Annotated in this window: 19 protein-coding genes and 2 pseudogenes; 11 read left to right on the forward strand and 10 right to left on the reverse strand. The window is 72.6% G+C overall.

The window, feature by feature from the left end; all coding sequences use genetic code 11:
• Positions 1-109 precede the first annotated feature (109 nt).
• A complete protein-coding gene (locus tag TU30_RS25895; RefSeq protein WP_042174359.1) occupies positions 110-601 on the reverse strand; it encodes an inorganic diphosphatase in 492 nt (163 codons plus the stop codon).
• A gap of 79 nt (positions 602-680) precedes the next feature.
• Between TU30_RS25895 and dacB the strand changes: the two genes are divergently transcribed.
• The 6 genes from dacB to folE all read left to right on the forward strand — a co-directional run bounded on the left by dacB (position 681) and on the right by folE (position 8,548).
• Positions 681-2,315, forward strand: a complete 1,635-nt coding sequence (dacB, locus tag TU30_RS25900; protein ID WP_042174361.1) for a D-alanyl-D-alanine carboxypeptidase/D-alanyl-D-alanine-endopeptidase — start codon at positions 681-683, stop codon at positions 2,313-2,315.
• Positions 2,316-2,419: 104 nt separating this feature from the next.
• A complete protein-coding gene (locus TU30_RS25905) occupies positions 2,420-3,577 on the forward strand; it encodes a zinc-dependent metalloprotease (RefSeq protein WP_042174243.1) in 1,158 nt (385 codons plus the stop codon).
• Between the two features lie 302 nt (positions 3,578-3,879).
• On the forward strand, positions 3,880-4,944 hold the full coding sequence (gene tilS, locus TU30_RS25910; protein WP_042174244.1) for a tRNA lysidine(34) synthetase TilS: 1,065 nt from the start codon (positions 3,880-3,882) through the stop codon (positions 4,942-4,944).
• 61 nt (positions 4,945-5,005) lie between these two features.
• On the forward strand, positions 5,006-5,566 hold the full coding sequence (hpt, locus tag TU30_RS25915) for a hypoxanthine phosphoribosyltransferase (RefSeq protein ID WP_042174246.1): 561 nt from the start codon (positions 5,006-5,008) through the stop codon (positions 5,564-5,566).
• A 188-nt stretch (positions 5,567-5,754) separates the two neighbouring features.
• The gene (gene ftsH, locus TU30_RS25920; RefSeq protein ID WP_042174248.1) at positions 5,755-7,794 is read left to right on the forward strand and encodes an ATP-dependent zinc metalloprotease FtsH; all 2,040 of its coding nucleotides are present in this window, start codon (positions 5,755-5,757) and stop codon (positions 7,792-7,794) included.
• A gap of 148 nt (positions 7,795-7,942) precedes the next feature.
• Positions 7,943-8,548 (forward strand): GTP cyclohydrolase I FolE, encoded by a 606-nt coding sequence (gene folE, locus TU30_RS25925; protein WP_042174249.1) that lies wholly within the window; start codon positions 7,943-7,945, stop codon positions 8,546-8,548.
• 18 nt (positions 8,549-8,566) lie between these two features.
• Here the strand turns inward: folE and TU30_RS25930 are convergent, their stop codons facing one another.
• The 5 genes from TU30_RS25930 to folP all read right to left on the reverse strand — a co-directional run bounded on the left by TU30_RS25930 (position 8,567) and on the right by folP (position 11,808).
• Positions 8,567-9,058, reverse strand: coding sequence for a DUF3180 domain-containing protein (locus tag TU30_RS25930; RefSeq protein WP_042174250.1), 492 nt, complete (start codon positions 9,056-9,058; stop codon positions 8,567-8,569).
• A 65-nt stretch (positions 9,059-9,123) separates the two neighbouring features.
• Positions 9,124-9,735: a 2-amino-4-hydroxy-6-hydroxymethyldihydropteridine diphosphokinase gene (folK, locus tag TU30_RS25935; RefSeq protein ID WP_042174252.1), complete on the reverse strand. Its 612-nt coding sequence runs from the start codon at positions 9,733-9,735 to the stop codon at positions 9,124-9,126.
• Entirely contained in the window at positions 9,732-10,091 is a 360-nt protein-coding gene (gene folB, locus TU30_RS25940; protein ID WP_042174254.1) for a dihydroneopterin aldolase, read from the reverse strand. Before folB ends, folK begins: the two co-directional genes overlap by 4 nt.
• A gap of 266 nt (positions 10,092-10,357) precedes the next feature.
• Positions 10,358-10,879 (reverse strand): nuclear transport factor 2 family protein, encoded by a 522-nt coding sequence (locus tag TU30_RS25945; RefSeq protein ID WP_042174257.1) that lies wholly within the window; start codon positions 10,877-10,879, stop codon positions 10,358-10,360.
• A complete protein-coding gene (gene folP, locus TU30_RS25950; RefSeq protein WP_042174259.1) occupies positions 10,876-11,808 on the reverse strand; it encodes a dihydropteroate synthase in 933 nt (310 codons plus the stop codon). Before folP ends, TU30_RS25945 begins: the two co-directional genes overlap by 4 nt.
• 683 nt (positions 11,809-12,491) lie before the next feature.
• Between folP and TU30_RS36600 the strand changes: the two genes are divergently transcribed.
• Positions 12,492-13,769 (forward strand): hypothetical protein, encoded by a 1,278-nt coding sequence (locus tag TU30_RS36600; protein ID WP_063837660.1) that lies wholly within the window; start codon positions 12,492-12,494, stop codon positions 13,767-13,769.
• A 256-nt stretch (positions 13,770-14,025) separates the two neighbouring features.
• Here TU30_RS36600 and TU30_RS25960 read toward each other — a convergent pair whose 3' ends face one another.
• A complete protein-coding gene (locus TU30_RS25960; RefSeq protein WP_042174262.1) occupies positions 14,026-15,360 on the reverse strand; it encodes a PH domain-containing protein in 1,335 nt (444 codons plus the stop codon).
• On the reverse strand, positions 15,357-15,932 hold the full coding sequence (locus TU30_RS25965) for a PH domain-containing protein (protein ID WP_078878517.1): 576 nt from the start codon (positions 15,930-15,932) through the stop codon (positions 15,357-15,359). The genes TU30_RS25960 and TU30_RS25965 overlap by 4 nt, the downstream gene beginning before the upstream one ends.
• Positions 15,933-15,963: 31 nt before the next feature.
• On the opposite strand from TU30_RS25965, the gene TU30_RS25970 reads away from it, so the two are divergent.
• Positions 15,964-17,115, forward strand: coding sequence for an NADH-quinone oxidoreductase subunit D (locus TU30_RS25970; RefSeq protein ID WP_042174267.1), 1,152 nt, complete (start codon positions 15,964-15,966; stop codon positions 17,113-17,115).
• Positions 17,116-17,224: 109 nt separating this feature from the next.
• On the opposite strand, the gene TU30_RS25975 is transcribed toward TU30_RS25970, so the two are convergent.
• The gene (locus TU30_RS25975) at positions 17,225-18,334 is read right to left on the reverse strand and encodes an SAM-dependent methyltransferase (RefSeq protein WP_042174269.1); all 1,110 of its coding nucleotides are present in this window, start codon (positions 18,332-18,334) and stop codon (positions 17,225-17,227) included.
• A 118-nt stretch (positions 18,335-18,452) separates the two neighbouring features.
• On the opposite strand from TU30_RS25975, the gene TU30_RS25980 reads away from it, so the two are divergent.
• The 3 genes and pseudogenes from TU30_RS25980 (at position 18,453) to TU30_RS37645 (ending at position 21,124) form a co-directional block, all read left to right on the forward strand.
• Positions 18,453-19,655, forward strand: coding sequence for a sensor histidine kinase (locus TU30_RS25980; protein ID WP_042174271.1), 1,203 nt, complete (start codon positions 18,453-18,455; stop codon positions 19,653-19,655).
• A gap of 66 nt (positions 19,656-19,721) precedes the next feature.
• The gene (locus TU30_RS25985) at positions 19,722-20,393 is read left to right on the forward strand and encodes a response regulator transcription factor (protein ID WP_042174273.1); all 672 of its coding nucleotides are present in this window, start codon (positions 19,722-19,724) and stop codon (positions 20,391-20,393) included.
• Positions 20,394-20,442: 49 nt separating this feature from the next.
• Positions 20,443-21,124, forward strand: a pseudogene (locus tag TU30_RS37645) (ATP-binding protein).
• A 44-nt stretch (positions 21,125-21,168) separates the two neighbouring features.
• On the opposite strand, the pseudogene TU30_RS25990 reads toward TU30_RS37645, so the two are convergent.
• Positions 21,169-22,377 (reverse strand): annotated as a pseudogene (locus TU30_RS25990) (low specificity L-threonine aldolase); the annotation flags it as partial.
• Between the last annotated feature and the right edge of the window lie 108 nt (positions 22,378-22,485).

Here is a 22,485-nt window from a genome sequence, read left to right on the forward strand (position 1 = left end):
ACCCCCGTGGGGCCCGGCCGGCAGGCCCCACGGGCCAGTATGCGCACGAGACGCGAAAAGGGCCGCACGCATATGCGTGCGGCCCTTTTCGCGTCTCGTGCCCGGGGGCTCAGTGGCCGCCCGTCTCCTTGAAACGCTTGTAGGACCGCTCGATCTCGATCTCGGCGTCCGTCCGGCCGACCCAGTTGGCGCCCTCCACCGACTTGCCCGGCTCCAGGTCCTTGTAGACCTCGAAGAAGTGCTGGATCTCCAGACGGTCGAACTCCGACACGTGGTGGATGTCCCGCAGGTGCTCCACCCGCGGGTCCGTCGACGGGACGCACAGCAGCTTGTCGTCGCCGCCGGCCTCGTCCGTCATCCGGAACATGCCGATCGCGCGGCAGCGGATCAGACAGCCCGGGAACGTCGGCTCGTCGAGAATGACCAGCGCGTCCAGCGGGTCGCCGTCCTCGCCGAGGGTGTTCTCGACGAAGCCGTAGTCGGTCGGATAGGCGGTCGAGGTGAAGAGTCGACGGTCCAGGCGGATCCGACCCGTCTCGTGGTCCACCTCGTACTTGTTCCGCGAACCCTTCGGGATCTCGATCGTGACGTCGAACTCCACCGGTGGCTCCTCCATGATCAGCACATAGTTCTGGTGGTTAAGTGTCCCTCACGCAGGTGTGTGATCGCGAAAGGGGTTGGTGGTCGTGCCGGAGCTGAGGCCTTGGCGGGCCGCGAGACCGCATGTGGCGCGGTTCGCGGACGCCGTGCGACCCCGTCTGGCACGGACCGCGGCGGCTGTCCGGCCGCGTCTGGCGCGGTTGCGGCCGAGTCGTCCCGCGGGTGTCGCCACGACCGCCGGGCCACGGATCACGCGGTCGGTGGCCCGGCCGGGAACCTGGTCGGGGACCTGGCGGTTCACCGTGGTCGCGGCCGCCGCCGGAACGGTGCTGGCCGCAGGCGCGGTGACCGCCGCCGGTCCCTGGGACTCCACCGGTCAGCGTACGGCCGAGCAGGACCGGGCCGTGGCCCTGGAGGCCACGCGTGGCGCAGATCACGGCGGCACCCGCGGCAACGCCGGTACACCGCCCCGCGGCCCCCGTACGGCTCCCAGCGCCCCCTCCGTGCTCACCGGACTCGGCGGCGGCGCCACCACCGTCAAGTCGGCGCCCGGCGGCAAGGCCCTCTCGGGCACCCTCGCCCCGCTGCTGAAGACCCCGGCGTTCGGCGACCGTTCCGCCTCCGTGGTAGACGTGTCCACCGGCCGGAGCCTGTACGCCGACGGCCCCGCGGACGCGTTCACCCCCGCCTCCACCACGAAGATCGCCACCGCCGCCGCCGCCCTCGCCGCGCTTGGCCCCGACCACCGCCTGACCACCCGCGCCACCTACGAACCCGACACGAAAGAGGTCATCCTCGTCGGCGGCGGCGACCCCACCCTCACCGCCCGGAAGAAGGACACCACCGGCTCGGCGAGCCTGCGCGACCTCGCCGGCCGCACCGCCGCCGCCCTCGCCGAACGCGGCGTGCGCGAGGTCACCCTGTCCTACGACACCACCCTCTACCCGGGCAGCGAGCGGCACCCGATCGGCGTCAACCCCAACATCGCCCTCGTCACCCCGCTGATGGCCGACGAGGCCCGCACCGACGACTCCGTCAGCGGCCCCGCGGACCGCGTCCCGGACCCCGCGGCCGACGCCGCGCAAAAGTTCGGCGCGCTCCTGAAGGAACACGGCGTCAAGGTCACACCCCCCGGCCCGTCGAAGTCCACGACCCGCGCCGGCACCCTCGCCACGGTCTCCTCGCCCCCGCTCGCCACCCTGGTCGAACGGATGCTCACCCACAGCGACAACGACCTCGCCGAAGCCCTCGCCCGCCAGACCGCGATCGCCACCGGCCGACGCGCCGACTTCGCGGGCGCCACCGCCGCCGTCCGCACCCAGCTGCAGAAGCTCGGCGTCCCCCTGAAGGGCACCGCGTTCAAGGACGCCAGCGGCCTCGACCGCAGGAACCGGCTCACCACCGGCCTGCTCACCACCCTCCTCGTGAAGTCCGGCGACCCCGCCCGCCCCGAACTGCGCCCCGTCCTCACCGGCCTGCCCGTCGCCGGCTTCACCGGCACCCTCACCGGCCGCTACGCCGACGGCGCTGCCGGTGTCGTACGGGCCAAGACGGGCACCCTCACCGGCGTCAACGCCCTGGCGGGCACCGTCGTCGACCGGGAGGGCAGGCTGCTCGCCTTCGCCTTCCTCGCGACCGGCACCACCGACCCGACGGCCGCCCAGGCCGCCCTCGACAAGGCCGCCACGGCCCTGGCGGCGTGCGGCTGCCGGTGACCCGCCGATGACCCGCCGGTCACGTGCCGGGCGCCGCAGGGACGCCCGGCACCGGCCGTCCCGCAGCTCTGCCCCGCGCCTCGCTCCTCACGTACCGTTGCAGCATGACGAGTTTCGGTGGTGCTGCCTCTTCCGGGATGGTCGACTGGGATCTCGCGGTCGCGACCGCGACCCGGCTCATGCGGCCGGGGCCCGACGTGAGCCGTGACGAGGCCAGGGCCATCGTCACCGAACTGCGGAGGCACGCGAAGGCCTCCGAGACGCACGTCCGCGGCTTCACCCGGCTGGGCACCGAGGAGACGCACGACACCCCCGTCCTCGTCGTCGACCGCCCGGGCTGGGTCCGGGCCAACGTCGCGGGCTTCCGCGAACTGCTCAAGCCGCTCCTCGACAAGATGCAGGACCGGCGCGGCACCTCACCCGGCGGGGTCCTCCTGGGCACCGTCGGCGGCAAGGTCACCGGCGTCGAGGTCGGCATGCTGCTGTCCTTCCTGGCCTCCCGCGTCCTCGGCCAGTACGAGACCTTCGCCCCCGCCGCCCGCGACCTGCCGGCCGGCGGCCCGCCCGGCGCGCCGAACGGCGGCGGCAGGCTGCTGCTCGTCGCCCCCAACATCGTCCACGTGGAGCGCGAACTCGACGTGGACCCGCACGACTTCCGGCTGTGGGTCTGCCTGCACGAGGAGACGCACCGCACCCAGTTCTCCGCCGTCCCCTGGCTGCGCGACCACATGCAGGGCGAGATCCAGTCGTTCCTGGGGGAGACCGACGTCGACCCCATGACCGTCCTGGAGCGCGTCCGTCAGGCCGTCCAGTCCTTCACCGGTGGCCGGCCCGAGGGCGAGGAGGGCGAGGACGGGGGGGACGGACACTCCCTCGTGGAGCTCGTGCAGACCCCCGCCCAGCGGGAGATCCTCGGCCGGCTCACGGCCGTGATGTCCCTGCTGGAGGGGCACGCCGACTTCGTGATGGACGGCGTCGGGCCCGAGGTCGTGCCGAGCGTCGCCGAGATCCGCGAGAAGTTCCAGCAGCGGCGCGCGAAGGGCGCCTCCCGCCTGGACCTGGCCCTGCGCAAACTGCTCGGCCTGGACGCCAAGCTCCGCCAGTACCGCGACGGCGAACGCTTCGTCCGCGCGGTGGTCGAGGAGGTCGGCATGGACGGCTTCAACCGGGTGTGGACCTCCCCCAACACCCTCCCCACCAAGGCGGAGATCTCCAAGCCCGCGGAGTGGGTCACCCGCGTGCACCGCAAACCCGAGGCGTAACGGCCCGGACGCCCGGTGGGGCGTGCGCCGCTCGTGCCTCCGGACGCCCGGCGTGCGCCGGGCGGGGCGCGGGGCGGCGCGACGTCCGGGACGGGGCCGCGGGGGAACGGGACTGCGGGGGGACGGCACGAGGAGAATCCGGCGTACGGCAGTCGGACGGATCCTCAATCACCCGTCCGAGGGACCGTGAGCGAAGAGTAGGCGTGCAATGCTCGGGGAACACCCCGGTTCTGTCACCATCTACACACTCTGAGTGATCAACCCCGGGCTCACCCCCGAAAACTTCATGAAGGGAACCGGACATGGGTCCCCATCCTGCGGTCGCGGCGATACGCCTGGCGGTCCGCCGCGTGCTCCACGACATCCTCGACGAACACCACCGAAACCCCGGCGGACACGACCGGGTCGCCGCCGGCCCCGGCCGTACCCCCGGGGCCCCGCGCGCGTGTGAACCGTCCCCGCTCGTACTCGTCGCCTGCTCCGGCGGCGCCGACTCCATGGCGCTCGCCTCCGCCCTCGCCTTCGAAGCCCCCCGCCTCGGCGTCCGCGCCGGCGGTGTCACCGTCGACCACGGCCTCCAGGCCGGCTCCGACCTGCGCGCCGCCGAAGTGACCCTGCGCCTGCGCGGCCTCGGCCTCGGCCCCGTCGACTCCGTCGCCGTCACCGTCGGCCGCGGCGGCGGCCCCGAGGCCGCCGCCCGCGACGCCCGCTACGCCGCCCTCGACGCCGCCGCCGAACGGCACGGGGCGGCAGCCGTCCTGCTCGGCCACACCCGCGACGACCAGGCCGAGACCGTCCTGCTGGGACTCGCCCGCGGCTCCGGCATCCGCTCCCTGTCCGGAATGGCCGCGGTCTCGGGGGTCGCCGGCCGCTACCGCAGGCCCTTCCTCCGGCTCGACCGGCAGACCGCCCGCACGGCCTGCATGGCCCAGTCCCTCCCCGTCTGGGACGACCCGCACAACACCGACCCCGCCTACACCCGCTCCCGGCTCCGCCACGAAGGCCTGCCCGCCCTGGAGAAGGCCCTCGGCAAAGGCGTCGTCGAGGCACTCGCCCGGACGGCGCAGCTCTCCCGCGACGACGCCGACGCCCTCGACGCCTGGGCCGGCCGCGCCGAAGCCGGCGTCCGCGACGCCGACGGCCGTCTGGAGTGCGCCGGACTCCACGCCCTCCCGCCCGCGGTGCGCCGCCGTGTACTGCGCCGCGCGGCCATCGAAGCGGGGGCTCCGGCCGGTTCGCTGTTCGCCCGGCACATCGAGGAGGTCGACCGGCTGATCACCGGCTGGCGCGGCCAGGGGGCCATCAATCTCCCCGGCCGGGTCGTGGCCCGTCGTCAGGGTGGCAGACTGGTGATTCGGCAAGGCTGAAAAACGTATCCTCGGCAGAGCCGCGGACGGTACGGGACAGCCGGTGGGACGACCGAAAGTGATGCGGGTGGACGCGAAAGACATGGGTGCCGACCTCGAGAAGGTGCTCATCACCAAGGAAGAGATCGACGCCAAGCTGGCTGAGCTGGCCGCGAAGATCGACGCGGAGTACGCGGACAAGGAACTGCTGATCGTCGGCGTCCTCAAGGGCGCGGTGATGGTCATGGCCGACCTCGCCCGGGCGCTGTCCACCCCCCTCACGATGGACTGGATGGCCGTATCCTCGTACGGGGCGGGCACCCAGTCCTCCGGTGTGGTGCGGATCCTCAAGGACCTCGACACCGACATCAAGGGCAGGCACGTCCTGATCGTCGAGGACATCATCGACTCCGGCCTGACCCTGTCGTGGCTGATCTCCAACCTCGGCTCGCGCGAGCCCGCCTCCCTCAAGGTGTGCACGCTGCTGCGCAAGCCCGAGGCCGCCAAGGTCAACATCGACGTGGAATGGGTCGGCTTCGACATTCCCAACGAGTTCGTCGTCGGCTACGGCCTCGACTACGCGGAGAAATACCGCAACCTCCCCTTCGTCGGTACGCTCGCGCCCCACGTCTACGGCGGCTGAGACACCGTGGCCGGGGCACCGTATGGAGATCGGGAACCCCGGCGGCCTCCGCGCCGTTGGAGCATGCGTGGACGCGATTACCGGCAGTCCCACGCAGCTTCGGTGGGCCATGCTGGGGTACCGTCCGAAGAACAGTCTTTATCAAACTCACTATGGCAGGAGGGACGGGGCGGCACCGCTCCGTATGGATGGACGTGAAGCGATACTTCCGTGGGCCGGTCATGTGGATCGTGCTGGCCGTCCTCGCCGTGGTCGTGTTGATGCAGGTCGTCGGCTCGTCCGGCGGCTACAAGACGGTGGACACCGGCGAGGTCGTCCAGGCGATCAACGAGAACAAAGTCGAGTCGGCCAAACTGACCACCGGCGACGAGCAGATCATCAAGGTCCAGCTCAAGGACGGCGAAGAGGTCAAGGACAGCTCGAAGATCCAGGCGAGCTACATCGGTGACCAGGGCGTCACCATCGCCAACACGCTGCAGGACAAGTTCCAGAACGAGCAGATCCCGGACGGCTACACCGTCTCGCCGTCCAAGCAGAACGCGTTCGTGAGCATTCTGCTGTCGCTGCTCCCCTTCGTCCTCATCGTGGTCGTCTTCCTGTTCCTGATGAACCAGATGCAGGGCGGCGGCTCCCGCGTCATGAACTTCGGCAAGTCCAAGGCGAAGCTCATCACCAAGGACACGCCGAAGACGACGTTCTCCGACGTCGCCGGATCGGACGAGGCGGTCGAGGAACTCCACGAGATCAAGGAGTTCCTGCAGGAGCCGGCCAAGTTCCAGGCCGTCGGGGCCAAGATCCCCAAGGGTGTGCTGCTGTACGGCCCGCCCGGCACCGGCAAGACCCTGCTCGCGCGCGCCGTCGCGGGCGAGGCCGGCGTCCCCTTCTACTCGATCTCGGGTTCCGACTTCGTCGAGATGTTCGTCGGTGTCGGTGCCTCCCGGGTCCGTGACCTCTTCGAGCAGGCCAAGGCCAACGCTCCGGCGATCGTCTTCGTCGACGAGATCGACGCGGTCGGCCGCCATCGCGGCGCCGGCCTCGGCGGTGGTCACGACGAGCGCGAGCAGACCCTGAACCAGCTCCTCGTCGAGATGGACGGCTTCGACGTGAAGGGCGGCGTGATCCTCATCGCCGCCACGAACCGGCCCGACATCCTCGACCCTGCTCTGCTGCGCCCCGGCCGGTTCGACCGGCAGATCGCGGTCGACCGCCCGGACATGCAGGGCAGGCTGGAGATCCTCAAGGTCCACCAGAAGGGCAAGCCGGTCGCTCCGGACGTCGACCTGTCGGCCGTCGCCCGCCGCACCCCCGGCATGACGGGTGCCGACCTGGCCAACGTGCTGAACGAGGCCGCGCTCCTGACCGCGCGCAGCGATCAGAAGCTGATCGACAACCACATGCTGGACGAGGCGATCGACCGAGTGGTCGCGGGCCCGCAGAAGCGGAGCCGGATCATGTCGGACAAGGAGAAGAAGATCACCGCGTACCACGAGGGCGGACACGCCCTGGTCGCGGCGGCCTCACCGAACTCCGACCCCGTCCACAAGATCACGATCCTGTCGAGAGGCCGTGCCCTCGGCTACACGATGGTGCTGCCGGACGAGGACAAGTACTCCACCACGCGCAACGAGATGCTGGACCAGCTGGCCTACATGCTGGGCGGCCGCGCGGCCGAGGAGCTCGTCTTCCACGACCCGACCACCGGTGCGGCCAACGACATCGAGAAGGCCACCGGCCTGGCCCGCGCGATGGTCACGCAGTACGGCATGACCGAGCGTCTCGGCGCGATCAAGTTCGGCGGCGACAACTCCGAGCCGTTCCTCGGACGTGAGATGGCTCACCAGCGCGACTACTCGGAAGAGATCGCCGCGCTGGTCGACGAAGAGGTCAAGAAGCTCATCGAGACCGCGCACAACGAGGCGTGGGAGATCCTGGTCGAGAACCGCGACGTGCTCGACAACCTGGTCCTCGCACTCCTCGAGCGGGAGACGCTGGGCAAGGAGGAGATCGCCGAGGTCTTCGCCTCGATCGTCAAGCGTCCGCCCAGGCCCGCCTGGACCGGATCCTCCCGCCGTACGCCGTCCACCCGCCCGCCGGTGCTCTCCCCCAAGGAGCTGGCACTGACGAACGGGGCGAACGGCGCGACGCCGGCCATCTCCACCGTGAAGAGCACCGCGGCGGAGCCCGCCCCGGCGCCCGAGCCGATCCCGGAGGACCGCCCCGAGAGCTGACCGGCTCTCCCGGTGGCCTTACCGGGCCCGGAATGGATGCCGCGCCCCCCTGGTTCTAGCCTGGGGGGCGCGGTTTTTTTGTGTATCCGCAGTGGAGAGCGCGTGCGTCAGGTCCGACACGCGCGCAGGCACAGGAACGAGGCACCCCATGACCGACCCGGTGACGCTGGACGGCGAGGCCACGATCGGCGAGTTCGACGAGAAGCGGGCCGAGAACGCCGTCCGCGAACTGCTGATCGCGGTCGGCGAGGACCCGGACCGGGAGGGTCTGCGGGAGACGCCGGGCCGGGTGGCACGGGCGTACCAGGAGATGTTCGCGGGCCTGCGGCAGAAGGCCGAGGACGTGCTGACCACGACCTTCGACCTCGGCCACGACGAGATGGTGCTCGTGAAGGACATCGAGGTGTACTCGACCTGTGAGCACCATCTGGTGCCGTTCCGCGGGGTGGCCCATGTCGGCTACATCCCGGCCACCAGCGGAAAGATCACGGGGCTGTCCAAGCTGGCCCGGCTCGTGGACGTCTACGCCCGGCGCCCGCAGGTGCAGGAACGACTCACCACCCAGATCGCGGACTCCCTGATGGGGATTCTGGAGCCGCGCGGGGTGATCGTGGTGGTCGAGTGCGAGCACATGTGCATGTCGATGCGGGGCATCCGCAAGCCCGGCGCGAAGACCCTCACGTCGGCCGTGCGCGGGCAGCTGCGGGACGCGGCGACGCGCAACGAGGCGATGAGCCTGATCATGGCGCGCTGAGAGCGCGCTGAGCGGGCGTCAGACGGCCGGGGCGGTGCCCCTGCCGTCGTGGTCGTCGTCGTCCTCCGGGAGCTTGCAGACGCGCTCCAGGAAGAGGGCCGCCGCTATGACGGCGATTCCCGCCAGGACCGAGAAACCGGCGTAGACGGCCTGGTCGCGGCGGGCGGGGATGTCGAGGGACTCCAGGAGGAAGACGCCCGTGCCGCCGTACATCCCGGCGACGAGGGCGGCGACCAGGGCACTGGCCTGGCCGAAGACGACCGCGCGGGCCGCCATCATCGGGTCGACGCCCTTGGCGTCGGGGCGGCGCTCGCGCTGGTCCTTGAGGCGGGCGCGCAGGGAGAGCGCCGTGGCCGTGAGGACCACGGCGATCAGGGCGAGGACGACGGGCGCCGCCAGCGGGACGCTCGGCAGGGTGCCGAGGGAGTTCCAGAGGCGGGCGCCGGCCCAGGACAGGATCCCGGCCACGACGAAGACGCCGACCAGCACCCTGATGCGCAGCTCTCTCACGGTGTCCCTCGGTGTCCCTTCGGTTCCCCCGGTGCCCCGGTGTGCGGTCCTGTCGACCTTAACGGCTACTCGGGCAGACGGAGTTCCAGGTCGCCGCGGGAGGTGACGCCCTCGTGGGTGACCGCGGTGAGCAGGGCGGCGACGGGGCCGCGTCCGGGGAGTTCGGCCTCCGGGTCGACGTCGTGCCACGGGACCAGCACGAAGGCGCGTTCGTGGGCGCGGGGGTGGGGGAGGGTCAGCTGCGGGTCGTCGGAGAGGAGGTCCGCGTAGGAGACGATGTCCACGTCCAGGGTGCGCGGGCCCCAGTGCTCGTCGCGCACCCGGTGGAAGGCCTCCTCGACCGCGTGGGCCCGCTCCAGCAGGGAGGACGGGGGCAGGGTGGTCCTGAGGACCACGACCGCGTTGAAGTACGAGGGCTGGCTGCCGGGCTCGACTCCCCACGGCTCCGTCTCGTACACGGGCGAGACCGCCTTGACCCGGACGCCGGGGGTGTCCTCGAGGGCGTCGACGGCCCCCTGGAGGGTTTCCAGCCGGTTGCCGAGGTTGGCGCCCAGGGAGACGACCGCCCGCTTCGGGTCGTGCAGGGTGGTGTCGGCGGCGTCGACCTGCTCGACCACGGAGGCGGGGACGGGCTGGACGGTCGGGTCGGTGTGGCCCTGGGTGGACGGCCTGGTCATGCGCGGCTCCGGATGATGGTGATGGTCACGTCGTCGAAGGGCACGGTGATCGGCGCGTCCGGCTTGTGGACGCGGACCTCGACCTCCTGGACCACGTCGTGCTTGAGGCAGACCTGTGCGATGCGTTCTGCGAGCGTCTCGATGAGGTTGACGGGCTCGCCCTGGACGACCGCCACGACCTCCTCCGCCACGATGCCGTAGTGCACGGTCTTCGTCAGGTCGTCGTCGGTCGCGGCCGGCCGGATGTCCAGGCCGAGGACCAGGTCCACGATGAAGGTCTGGCCTTCCTCGCGTTCCTTGGGGAACACACCGTGGTGCCCACGGGCCTTCAGGCCGTGCAGCGCGACACGATCCACACGAATCCACTCCTGTCAGTCGTCGGTCCGGCCGGTCGGTGCCGGGTGCGGACGGCACCCCTGCCCCGGTCGAATCTACCCGCGGGTGCCGACCGGGCGGGCCCCGAGCCGGGCGGGTCGGTCAGGGCCGGGAGGTTTCACCGTGCGTTTTCCCCGGGAAGGCCCGGGGCTCACGGACAGGTAGCGGCCCCTACCCGCACGGGGGTGATGCCAATCGCCCTCCGGGTGCGGGAGAAGAGGACGGGGCCCGCGGCCGGCCCGTTCGCTCAGGAGGGGGCCCCGGTGTCGTCGGGGGCTTCGGAGTCGTCGGTCTCGTCGTTCTCGGCGAGCACGGGAGAGGCGTGGTGGGACCAGAGCTTCCAGCCCCCGGGAGTGCGCCGGTAGATGTTGGTGGCGACGACCAGCTGGCCCAGCAGGGGGCCGAGCTCCTCGCCGGCCTTCGGGGCGGGGCCGCCGCTGAGGATGTTCTCGGTGCAGGTCACGACGGCGGTGTCGCCGGTGACGGAGACGTGCACGTCGGTGAGGAAGAACTGGATGTAGTCGGTGTTCGCCATGATCAGGGCGTACGACCGGAGCACCTCGCCGCGTCCCGTGAGCACCGGCCAGCCGGGGTGCACGCAGGAGATCACTCCGGCGTCCGCCGGGTCGTGGTAGGTCTCGTCGATCCCCAGGTCGGCCGGGGTCAGCCAGAGCGACGCGACCTCTTCGAAGTCGCCCTGCTCGAGTGCCTCGTAGAAGGCGGCGTTGGTGGCTTCGACCTGCTCGACATCGGTGTGCGGGGCGCTCACCGGGTTCCCTTTGAGCCGTGTGAGCCGGGTACGGGGGGCACGGGGGGCACGGGGGGTGTGCCGTCCGGGGTACGGGCCAGTGCGACGGCGCGGGCGACGCGTACGGCGTCCGCGGTGGCGCGCACCTCGTGCACGCGGACCGCCCAGGCGCCGCCCTGGGCGGCGAGCGCGGAGACGGCGGCGGTGGCCGCGTCGCGTTCCCGGGCGGGCGGGGGCGCGCCGTCGGGACCGGCCAGGACGTGACCGAGGAACCTCTTGCGGGACGCGGCGACGAGCAGCGGGTGGCCGAGCGCCCGGAGGCGGTCGAGCCGGGCCAGGAGGGCGAGGTCGTGGTCGGCGCCCTTGGAGAAGCCGAGCCCGGGGTCGACGATCACGCGGCCGGGGGCGATGCCGCCCTCCAGCACGGCGTCCACGCGCGCGCGGAGTTCGTCGACGACCTCGGTGACGACGTCGTCGTAGGTGCCCTGCACGTTGCCGCCCTCCAGCAGGCCGCGCCAGTGCATGACGACGAAGGGGGCGCCGGCGTCGGCGACCACGGGGATCATGCCGGGGTCGGAGAGACCGCCGCTCACGTCGTTGACGAGCGCGGCGCCCGCCGCGAGGGACTGCTCCGCGACGGAGGCGCGCATGGTGTCGACGGAGATCGTGACGCCCTCGGAGGCGAGGCCCCGGACCACGGGTATGACGCGTTTGAGTTCCTCGGCCTCGTCGACACGCGTGGCACCGGGACGGGTGGACTCGCCGCCGACGTCGATCAGGTCGGCGCCCTGGGCGACCAGGTCGAGGCCGTGCTTGACGGCGGTCGTCGTGTCGAACCAGCGGCCACCGTCGGAGAAGGAGTCGGGCGTCACGTTCACGACGCCCATGACCGCGCAGCGGTCCCAGTGGGGGAGGCCCGAGACGTGAAGGTGTCCGCTGCTGTTGCTCATATGTTCAGCGTAGGCGTTGGGCGGGGAGGGGGAGCACCTGGATCAGGGGGCACGGACGGAAGCCGGCTCCGAGTCGGGAGTCGGGAGCCGGGAATCCGAGTCCGGAGTCCGAGCCGGGAGCCGGGAGCCCGGGGACGGGGCCCGGACTGCGGTCCGGTATTTCCGGCAAGGGTGGGACGGGTGGCGGGTGTATCGCGATCCCGGCGGTCGTCCCGGAAAGCGGCGGGGCGATTCGGGCGCCTCGGGATGTGCCCGGGGATGCGCCCCGGGCGCGACTTCCTCACCCGGAAGCAGGTTTTCCGGGCGGAAGCCGGAGGGGGCCGGCGGGTGCCGAGGGAGCGGTGCGGGCGGTGCCCGGGGCGGGCTCGGCAGCCGGTGCGGGAGGCGGCCCGGGGAGGGTCGGGGGTGTACCGGAAGCGGCTTACCGCCCGAAAATGATCTTGATAATTGCGGCGCGGGTCTATTCACGGTTCGGTGGAGTTCCCTGATGCCCTGTGAAAGCCCTGGTGTGGCTTTGTTTTTACGGGGCGGGGCTCCATCATTCGCCTCCGCGCGGTAAGTTTCTGGCCATGTCACGTGGACGTCACCGCCATTCCCCGCCCCTGCACAGGATGTTGCCCCCGTCGGCGATCGCAGGCGTCTCACTCGTCTGCGCCCTGGGGCCCTGGGTGTTCACACAACCGATGACGCTTCGCCTCCTGGCCGCCGCGGCGGCGGCCACGGCGGTCCTCGGTGCGGTCGTGATGCGGCACTGGGACGCCCAGGCCGGCAAGCAGGTCGCCGAACTCGCGCGCGCGCGTGCCAGTGACGAGTGGCGTTTCGAGGAACGGGTCGCCGAACTGGAGTCCGAACTCGACGAGTCGCGCGAGCTGCGCGTCAAGCTGGAGCAGCGGCTGCGCGCCAAGCGTGCGGAGCTCGCCGGACTGCGCAACGAGCACGCGGCACTGCTCAGGCGGTACGCCGCGGCGGAGACCGACCGGGCGACCGTCCTGGAGGAGCGCCGGGTGCTCGAGATCGAGGCGGCGGTTCCGGCCCGCGCGTTGACGGCGGGACCGTCGGCCGCCGGGACCGGTGCCGGGCCCGACGACGAGGCGACCGTGCCGGCGGCCAGGACCGGGCTCGGGAGCGGGACCGGAACCGGGGGCGGGACGACGACCGGGCCCGAGGCGACCGCGGACGGTGCGGAGGAGGCCGGCCGGACCACGGCTTCCCGGGCCTTCTCGCAGGCAGGGGCCACGCTGTTCATGCGGGCCAACGAGGCGCTGGCACGGCTCGCCGGCCACGGTGCGGGCGACGCGGACGGAGCCGGCGACGACCGCCCCGCGCGGGACGTCGCCGGTGCCGGTGCCGCGGCCGGGGAGGTCGCCACGGAGGCCGTGGCGACGCCGGCCGACGGGGTGCCGGCCGACGCCGGCACCCCCCGGGGCGGCCACGTGGCCGGGGGCGGTTCCGCACCGGCCGAGGACGACACCCGGCCCCGTCGCACCGCCGGCTCCCTCCGGAGCGGCAGCACCCCCGAGGACGACGACCCCGAGCCCACCACGTCGGGGAAGCCGGAGCAGTCGCCGGAGGACGAGGCCCAGGGGCGGCCCGAGGCGGTCGCCGAGGACGGGAGCGCGACCGCCTCCCTCGGCCCGGACACCGGCACCACGCCCGAGCAGTCGGGCCGGCCGGCCGAGTCCGCGGAGTCCGCCCAGCCCGCCCCGTCGGCCCCGCCCGGAAGTTCCGTGCGGAGGCCCTCCGGACACTTCACCGTGCCGACCGCGGTCGCGGTGGTACCGCAGACGGAGCCCGTGCGGCGCCCGGTGTCCGACGGCACCTTCGACTTCTTCGGTACGCAGAAGGAGGCGGAGGACGACGCCGACGCGGCCGAGGAGGCGCCGGCCTCCCTACGGCCCAGGACGAGCCGGAGTCCGGGCCGGCCGGCGACGCACGGGGCGTCGGCCGGGTCATCGACCTGACGGCGCACGACGAGCCGGAGCCTGCAGACGAGGAGACCGGGGCCGGGGCCGGAACCGAGACGCGGACCGGGGCCGGGGCCGGGACCGAGACGCGGACCGAGACCGGCACGAAGGGGCTGCGCAGCGCGGTCTCCTGACGGAGGGCGGCGAGAGCACACGGCACCACGACGTGGCCACGTGAACGGGGTCCCGCACGGAAGACGTGCGGGACCCCGTTCACGTGGCCGGGCCTGACCCCGAGCGCCCGGTGGCCGGGTCAGGCCATCCACCGGTCCGGGCGGGCGTCCCGGCGGCCGGTCCGGGACCGTTCGGCCTGGGCCCGCAGCAGCTCAGCCGCCTCGCCGGCGTCCCGGAGCCGGGCCACCACGGACTTGTTGGCCCCGGTGTCCACATGGACGTCCGCGACGCCCCTGGCACGCTGCCAGGGCCCCTGGACCAGCCGTACGCTCTGCACCTTGGCGTGCGGCACCAGGGCGACGGTCCGGGTCAGCCGGCCGTGCCGGGCGGCGAACACGGTGTCGGTGACGGCGAGTCCGTAGCCACGCCACCACGCCGGCACGCACCACCGCGCGCGCCGCGGCGGCCGGGACAGCTCCGCGTGCGACGGCACACCGACGCCGGGCAGCACCCGCGCGACGACGGACTCGGCGATCTCGCGCGGGGCGACCGGCAGCAGCAGGGAGTTGGACGAGCCCGCCACGTCGAGCTCCACCCGTACCCAGCCCCGGCGCCGCCACAGCAACGGCTCCACGATCCGCACGGTCTGCACCCGCCCCGGCGGCACCGTCTCGTGCGCCCGGTCGAGGAGCCCGTGGTCGATGCGCAGCCCGTCGGGCGACTCGCCCAGCGTCCAGTCGTACTCGGAGACGAACCGGCCGACGCTGCTCGCGCCCGCCGCGCCGAGCAGCGGCACGGCGGTGGCGAGGATCGTCCACAGGCTGTCGGTGACCATCCACAGCGGCGGCAGCACGACGGCGGCGACGATCAGCCACACCCAGGTCGTGCCGGTCAGCACGAGGGACAGGGCGAGGACGCCGGGCGGCACGCGCAACAGCTGCCGGGACGGCGCCTCGCCCACCTCGTGCGCCGTCTCGGGCGCGAAACCGGCCGCCCGCGCAAGCAGTTCGGCCCGCAGCGCGCGGGCGTGGTCGGCCCCCAGGAAGGCCAGCTCGTCCTTCTTGTCGGTCCCGATGACGTCGAGTTTGAGCTTCGACACGCCCGCGACCCGCGCGAGCAGCGGCTGGGTGACGTCGATGGCCTGGATCCGCTCCAGCCGGATGTGCGCGGTGCGCCGGAACAGCAGACCGGTGCGGATGCGCAGTTCGCTGTCGGTCACCGCGAAGTGGGTGAACCACCAGGTCAAGAAGCCGTAGAGGGCGGCGGCCGGGATCAGGACGCCGATACCGACGAGCAGTGTGGTCGTCGTCAGCCGGGTCAGCTGGCGCTGCGCCTGGTCCGGGTCGTGCAGCGCCCACCCGATGACGACCGCGACGGGCGCCCACGCCCGCCTGAGCGGTGTGACGGGGTGCAGCCGGCGCTCGATCACGGGCCGCCGCTCGCGTACCTCCCCGGGGGTCTCCTGGGCGGTCACAGCCCCGCCGATCGGGCCTCGCCCAGCTCAGTGAGCCGGTCGCGCAGTCGTTCGGCCTCGGCCGGGACGAGACCGGGGATGGTGGCGTCGGTCGCCGCGGCCGCCGTGTGCAACTGCACGCTGGCCAGCCCGAAGTGCCGTTCGACGGGCCCGGACGTGACCTCGACCAGCTGCATCCGCCCGTACGGCACGACCGTCTCCTGACGCCACAGGACGCCCCGGCTGATCAGCAGGTCGTCGGAGCGCTCGGCGTACCGCCAGGAACGCCAGTTGCGCTCCAGCATCACCCAGCCCCAGACCGTCACGGCCAGCGGCAGCAGGGCGAAGGCCGCCCAGCCGGGCCCGGCCAGCAGACCCGGGCCCAGCCCGGCGGCCAGGGTGAGCAGCCCCAGCCACACCACCAGCATCAGCCGGCGCACCTTCAACAACCCCGGCGGCAGCGCGATCCACCGCGGCTCGTCACCGGGGGCCGCCGGCGCGCCGACGGTCACCGCCGCCTCGGCGGGCTGTTCCGGCTGTCGCGGCTGTCGCGGTCCCGCTGTACCCGTGTCGTGCGGGTTGCCCGTCTCCATGGCCCCAGCGTACGTAGGGGAGACTGTGCCCATGACTCCTACGACGGAGACCACGGTCGGCATCGGCGGTGCCGCGGAGAGCACCGACATGGTGCTCAACATCGGGCCCCAGCATCCGTCCACGCACGGCGTGCTGCGGCTGAAGCTGGTCCTGGACGGTGAGCTGATCACCAGCGCGGAGCCTGTGATCGGCTATATGCACCGGGGCGCGGAGAAGCTGTTCGAAGCGCGGGACTACCGGCAGATCATCATGCTGGCCAACCGTCACGACTGGCTGTCGGCGTTCTCCAACGAGCTGGGCGTGGTCCTCGCCGTGGAGCGGATGCTCGGCATGGAGGTCCCCGAGCGCGCGGTGTGGCTGCGCACGCTGCTCGCGGAGCTGAACCGGGTGCTCAACCACCTGATGTTCCTCGGCTCCTATCCGCTGGAACTCGGCGGCATCACCCCGATGTTCTACGCCTTCACGGAGCGCGAGGAGCTCCAGCACGTGATGGAGGAGGTCTCCGGCGGGCGCATGCACTACATGTTCAACCGCGTGGGCGGCCTCAAGGAGGACCTTCCGGCGGGATGGACCGCACGCGCGCGCGGCGCCGTCGCCGACGTGCGCTCCCGCATGGACCGCTTCGACGACCTGGTGCTCGGCAACGAGATCTTCCGCGGCCGCACGCGCGGTGTCGGCGTCCTGTCCCCGGAGGCCGTGCACGCGTACGGGGTGAGCGGGCCGATCGCCCGTGCCTCGGGCGTCGACCTCGATCTGCGCCGCGACGAGCCGTATCTCGCCTACGGAGAGCTGGCGGACGTCCTGAAGGTCGTGACCCGAGAGGAGGGCGACTGCCTCGCCCGCTTCGAATGCCTCCTGGAGCAGACGTACCACGCCCTCGACCTCGCCGAGGCCTGCCTCGACCGGCTCGCCGACCTGCCCCCCGGCCCCGTCAACCAGCGGCTCCCCAAGGTGCTCAAGGCGCCCGAGGGGCACACGTACGCGTGGACCGAGAACCCGCTCGGCATCAACGGGTACTACCTGGTCAGCAAGGGCGAGAAGACGCCGTACCGGCTGAAGCTGCGCTCGGCGTCCTACAACAACGTCCAGGCGCTCACCGAACTGCTGCCGGGGACGCTGGTCTCGGACATGGTGGCGATCCTGGGGTCGATGTTCTTCGTCGTGGGGGACATCGACAAGTAGTCGACGACAAGTAGTCGACGACAAGTGGTCGACGAGGAGCAGTCGACGAGAGGGGGAGCGGGGCGCGGGAGCGGGCAGGCGGGGCGCGGGAACGGGGAGCCGCAGGGGGTCAGACGGGGCCCGGGGCCGCGAGCACGTCCGGGATCCCGACCGGCTGCAGCAGCCACCCGAAGTCGCCGAGTCCGCCCGGCGCGACGAGTTCGGCGGCCTCCGAGGCGGCCGCCAGGGCCCGCACGTAGCCGGCGGGGTCGGTGGACGCGAGGGTGAGCGGTGGACGCGAGCCGGTGAGACCCAGGGCGCGCAGGGCGGCCCGCTGCGGGAGCAGGCGTGCGCCGGGGAGCGCGCAGGCCGCCGCGCAGGCGTCCAGGGCGACATGCGCGGTGATGTCGCACGACCCGTCCGGCACGGGTGTCGTCTCCCGCCCTTCCCGGAATCCCGTCAGCGTCCCGAACGGCGGGCGCGCGTCCGCCGTGTGCGCGTAGTCCACGGCGGCGGCGAGCCCGCGCGCGAGCACCCCGACCGCCGACGCCCAGGCCAGGTCCCGGGGCAGTCCGATCTCCGCCCGCAGCCCCACTTCGCTCGCGGCCTCGGCGGCGGTCTCCGGGGCGGCCTCCCCGTCCGCCACGGCCTCCTCGCCGCCCCCCGCGGATCGTTCGGCCGTCAGCGGCCACCACCGGGCGAGCCACTCCGCCTCCGGGCCCGTGACCGGCGGCCCGAGCCGCTCCGTTCCGTCGTCGGCCACCAGGACCAGGTGCAAGACGCCCGCCGGGCCGACCTCGGCGACCTCCAGCGGCACGTTGTCCAGCCACTCGTTGGCGAACAGCAGCCCCGTGATCCGCTCCGGTGGCTCGGCCCGCCACTCGATCCGCCGGTCGAGACCGCTGGGACGGCCGGCGAGTTCGACGGCGTACGGACGCGTGCGTGCCGCCACGTCGGCGGGCAGTGCGGCGAGCACACCGGTGGCGAGTTCGCCCCGGCCCGCCGCCATGTCCACGAAATCGAGCACCGCGGGCCGGCCCAGCGCCTCGTCGACCCGGCACAGCAGACGCGCCACGGCCCCCGCGAACAACGGGGAGGCGTGCACCGACGTACGGAAGTGCCCGGCGGGGCCCTCCGGCCTGCGGTAGAAGCCGTCCGGCCCGTACAGAGCCGCCCGGGTCGCCGCCCGCCACCCGCGCGGGCCGCCGTGTGCCCCCGCCTCCGCCGTCGCCGTCGTCATCGGCCCAGGTTACGTGCGAGGCCGTGCCGGGCCTCCACCTTGCGGAGTACGTGTGCGGACCGGGGATCGACCCTCCGGTTGACCCCTGCACGCATGTGGCTTCCCTACGCTGGGTCACGTGCAGCGCCTCTACGATTTTCTCCGCAGACACCCGGCATGGGTCGACGGCTTCTGGGCCCTCGTCCTGTTCGGGATTTCGGTGGTCGGCGGATCGGCCGTGGAGGAGGCCGAGGGGACCGCTCCGGCGGCCGTGACCGTGCCGGTCATGCTGCTGCTGTCGCTGGTCGTCGCGCTGCGCCGCCGGATGCCGGAGCGGATGCTGGTCCTGGCCGTCGTGGTGGGCGTCCTCCAGGTGGTCCTGGACATGGCGCCGGTGCCGGCCGACTTCGCAATGCTGGTGATCGCCTACACGGTCGCGGCCGTCGGGGCCCGCTGGGCGTCCCGTCTCGCGCTGGGCGCCGGTCTGTGCGCGGCGCCGGTCGCGCAGGCACGCTGGCCGCTCGACGACGTGAGCGTGGCGGGCAACATCGCCATGGTGATATTCCAGACCGTGCCCTTCGTCCTCGCCTGGGTGCTCGGTGACTCCATACGCACCCGGCGTGCCTACTTCGCCCAGCTCGAGGAGCGCGCCGCGCGGCTCGAGAAGGAGCGCGAGGCTCAGGCGAAGGTCGCGGTCGCCGCCGAACGCGCCCGCATCGCGCGCGAACTGCACGACGTCGTCGCGCACAACGTGTCGGTGATGGTGGTGCAGGCCGACGGCGCCGCCTACGTCCTCGACGCGGCCCCCGACCAGGCGAAGAAGGCCCTGGAGACGATCTCCTCCACCGGCCGCCAGGCACTGGCCGAGATGCGCCGCCTGCTCGGCGTGCTGCGCACCGGTGAGCACCAGGAGGCCGGGGAGTACGTACCGCAGCCCGACGTGCGGCAGATCGAGGACCTCGTCGAGCAGTGCCGGGGGTCCGGACTGCCGGTGGACTTCAAAATCGAGGGCACCCCGCGTCCGCTGCCCAGCGGCCTCGAACTCACCGCCTACCGCATCGTGCAGGAGGCGCTCACCAACACCCGTAAGCACGGGGGGCCCAACACGGGCGCCAGCGTGCGCCTGGTGTACTTCGACGACGGCCTCGGCCTGCTCGTCGAGGACGACGGCAAGGGCGCCCCGCACGAGCTGTACGAGGAGGGCGGGTTCGACGGCCAGGGCCACGGTCTGATCGGCATGCGCGAGCGGGTCGGTATGGTCGGCGGCACCCTGGACGCGGGTCCGCGGCCCGGCGGAGGATTCCGGATCAGTGTCCTGTTGCCCCTCAAACCCGTTCATTGACACCTGAACGCTTGCGCACGCCCTTTATTGACACCTGTAACACCTTCTGAGACGGAAGAGGCCCCGATGGCGATCCGCGTGATGCTCGTCGACGACCAGGTGCTGCTGCGCACCGGGTTCCGGATGGTGCTCGACGCCCAGCCGGACATGGAGGTCGTGGCGGAGGCGGGCGACGGCGTGGAGGCCCTCCAGGTGCTGCGGTCCACCGCCGTCGACGTGGTGCTCATGGACGTCCGGATGCCGAAGCTGGACGGGGTGGAGACCACCCGCCGGATCTGCGCGGACACCGACCCGCCGAAGGTGCTGATCCTGACCACCTTCGACCTCGACGAGTACGCCTTCTCCGGCCTGAAGGCGGGAGCCTGCGGCTTCATGCTCAAGGACGTGCCGCCCGGCGAACTGCTCACCGCGATCCGCGCGGTGCACAGCGGCGACGCCGTGGTCGCCCCGTCCACCACCCGCCGGCTCCTGGACCGCTTCGCCCCCATGCTGCCGAGCACCACCGAGCAGCCCCAGCACAAGGAGCTGGAGCGGCTCACCGGGCGGGAACGGGAGGTCATGGTGCTGGTCGCGCAGGGCCTGTCCAACGGTGAGATCGCGGCCCGCCTGGTGCTGTCGGAGGCGACCGTGAAGACCCACGTGGGCCGCATCCTGACCAAGCTGGGACTGCGGGACCGGGTGCAGGTGGTGGTCCTCGCCTACGAGACGGGACTGGTCCGGGCCGGCGGGCAGGACTGACCCTGCGCACCGGGCCGACCGGGAGTCCCCGCGTCGGTAGGGGCTGCGCATGCTGCTGTGGATCAACGGCCCCTTCGGGGGCGGCAGGACGCAGACCGTGTACGAGGTGCGGCGTCGTCTCCCGGGCAGTGTCGTCTGCGATCCGGAGCACGCCGGATTCGGGCTGCGCCGCATGCTGCCGCCAGAACTGCGGGGGGACTTCCGGGAACCGGCCTCCTGGCGGCAGGGTGTCGTCGAGGTCCTCGACCTCGCGCCGACCCGGCACGACGGCGTCGTGATCGCGCCCATGACGGTCACGGACTCCCGCTGCTTCGCCGCGACCGTCGGCCGGCTGCGCGAACGCGGCCACGAAGTCCACCACTTCACCCTCCTCGACGAACGGGAGACGGTGCTGAGGCGGCTGCGTGGACGCGGCCTCGGGCGCCTCCTGCGCCGCGCCGTCGGAAAGAAAGCGGACCCGAGCCGGGACGGTTGGGCCGTGGACCGGCTCGACCACTGTCCGGAGCGGCTCGTCGGGCCGAAGTTCACCGAGCATCTGTGGACGGACCACACGACCGTCCCGAAGACGGCGGACCGCATCGCCGTACTGGCCGGGCTGGAGCCGTCCCCCCACCACCACGGGGGGGCGGCTCCGGACCCGGCTGCGGCAGGCGCGTGTCGGCATCCGGCACATCCGCTTCGACCGAGGCACCGTCGTACACGGACCGGCCGCGGCCGACCGGGGACGCTGAAGGGGGCCGACGCCCCTACGACGGGTTCCCGGCCCCTCACGTCCTCACGTCCTCACGGCTTCGTCAGCCGTCAGCCGTCGCGCGAAGTCCGAGGCCGCGGCCCGCACGTCGTCGGCCGTCCACTCCAGGGCCGCGGCCCGCACGTACACCTCCGTGGACGACAGGCCCGGCCCCTTCGGGTCCCAGTGGTTGGCGAACAGGACGGTTCCCGTCTCCTCGGCCGCCCGGATCGCCGCCTCCGCGACGACACCGGCGTCGTACGGCAGCCAGACCTGGAAGTCGTGGGTGTGCGGCACCTCGGGGTGGACGCGGGACCAGGGCAGTCCTCCCGCCTCCAGGCCCTCGCGCAGCGCGGCGGCCACCACGCGCGCGTGGGTGACGTACTCGGGCAGCCGGGGCAGCTCCCGCTCCAGGCCGATCAGCGCCGACAGCGCGGTCGGGAACTGCTGGAAGACGTTGCCGCCGTACCGGTGCCGCCAGGCCTTCGCCTCCTCGGCCAGCGTCGCCGGACCGGCGAGCGCCGCGCCGCCGAAGCCGTCGAGGGACTTGTAGAACGACACGTAGACGCTGTCCGCCAGGGCGGCGATCTCCTCCAGTGGACGGCCGAAGTGCGTCGTGCACTCCCACAGCCGGGCCCCGTCGAAGTGGACCACGGCCTCGCGTTCCCGCGCGGCGTCCACCACCTCGGTCAGCTCCTCCCAGGTGGGCAGGACGAAACCGGCGTCCCGGAGGGGAAGTTCCAGCATCAGCGCGCCGAAGGGCTCGTCGAAGTCCCGCACCTCGGCGGCGGTCGGCATCCGGGGCTCGCTGGTCACCCGCACCGGACGCAGGCCGCCGACCCGGCTGAACGCGTTCCGTTCATGGACCTCGGGGTGGCTGAGCCCGTGCAGCGCGACCACGGGGCTGCCGCTGAGGCCCGCCCAGCAGCGCAGGGCCACCTGCTGGGCCATTGTTCCGGTCGGGAAGAACGCGGCTGCCTCGGTGCCCAGAAGCCCGGCGACCCGTTCCTCCAGCGCCTCGACGACGCCGCCGCCGTAGAGGTCGGCCGCCTCGTCCAGGTCGTACACGCTGCCCGCCGCCTCCAGCAGGGCCAGCCGCTCCCGGAGCGGCCCGAGGAAACCGAGGCGCGCGAGCACGCGCGGGGCGCTGCGCCAGGCGGCGATCCGCCGCTCCCGGAGCTTTTGACCCGGTTCCCGTTCTGTCTCCCGGTCCGGGTCCGGGCTCGGACCCGGTCCCGCTCCCGCTCCTGGTCCTGGTCCCGCTCCTGGTCCTGGTCCCGCTCCCGCTCCTGGTCCTGGTCCCGCTCCTGGTCCCGGTCCTGGTCCCGGTCCTGGTCCCGCTCCTGGTCCCGGTCCTGGTCC

Origin of the sequence: Streptomyces sp. NBRC 110035 (assembly GCF_000829695.1) — a bacterium.
Taxonomy (GTDB): domain Bacteria; phylum Actinomycetota; class Actinomycetes; order Streptomycetales; family Streptomycetaceae; genus Streptomyces.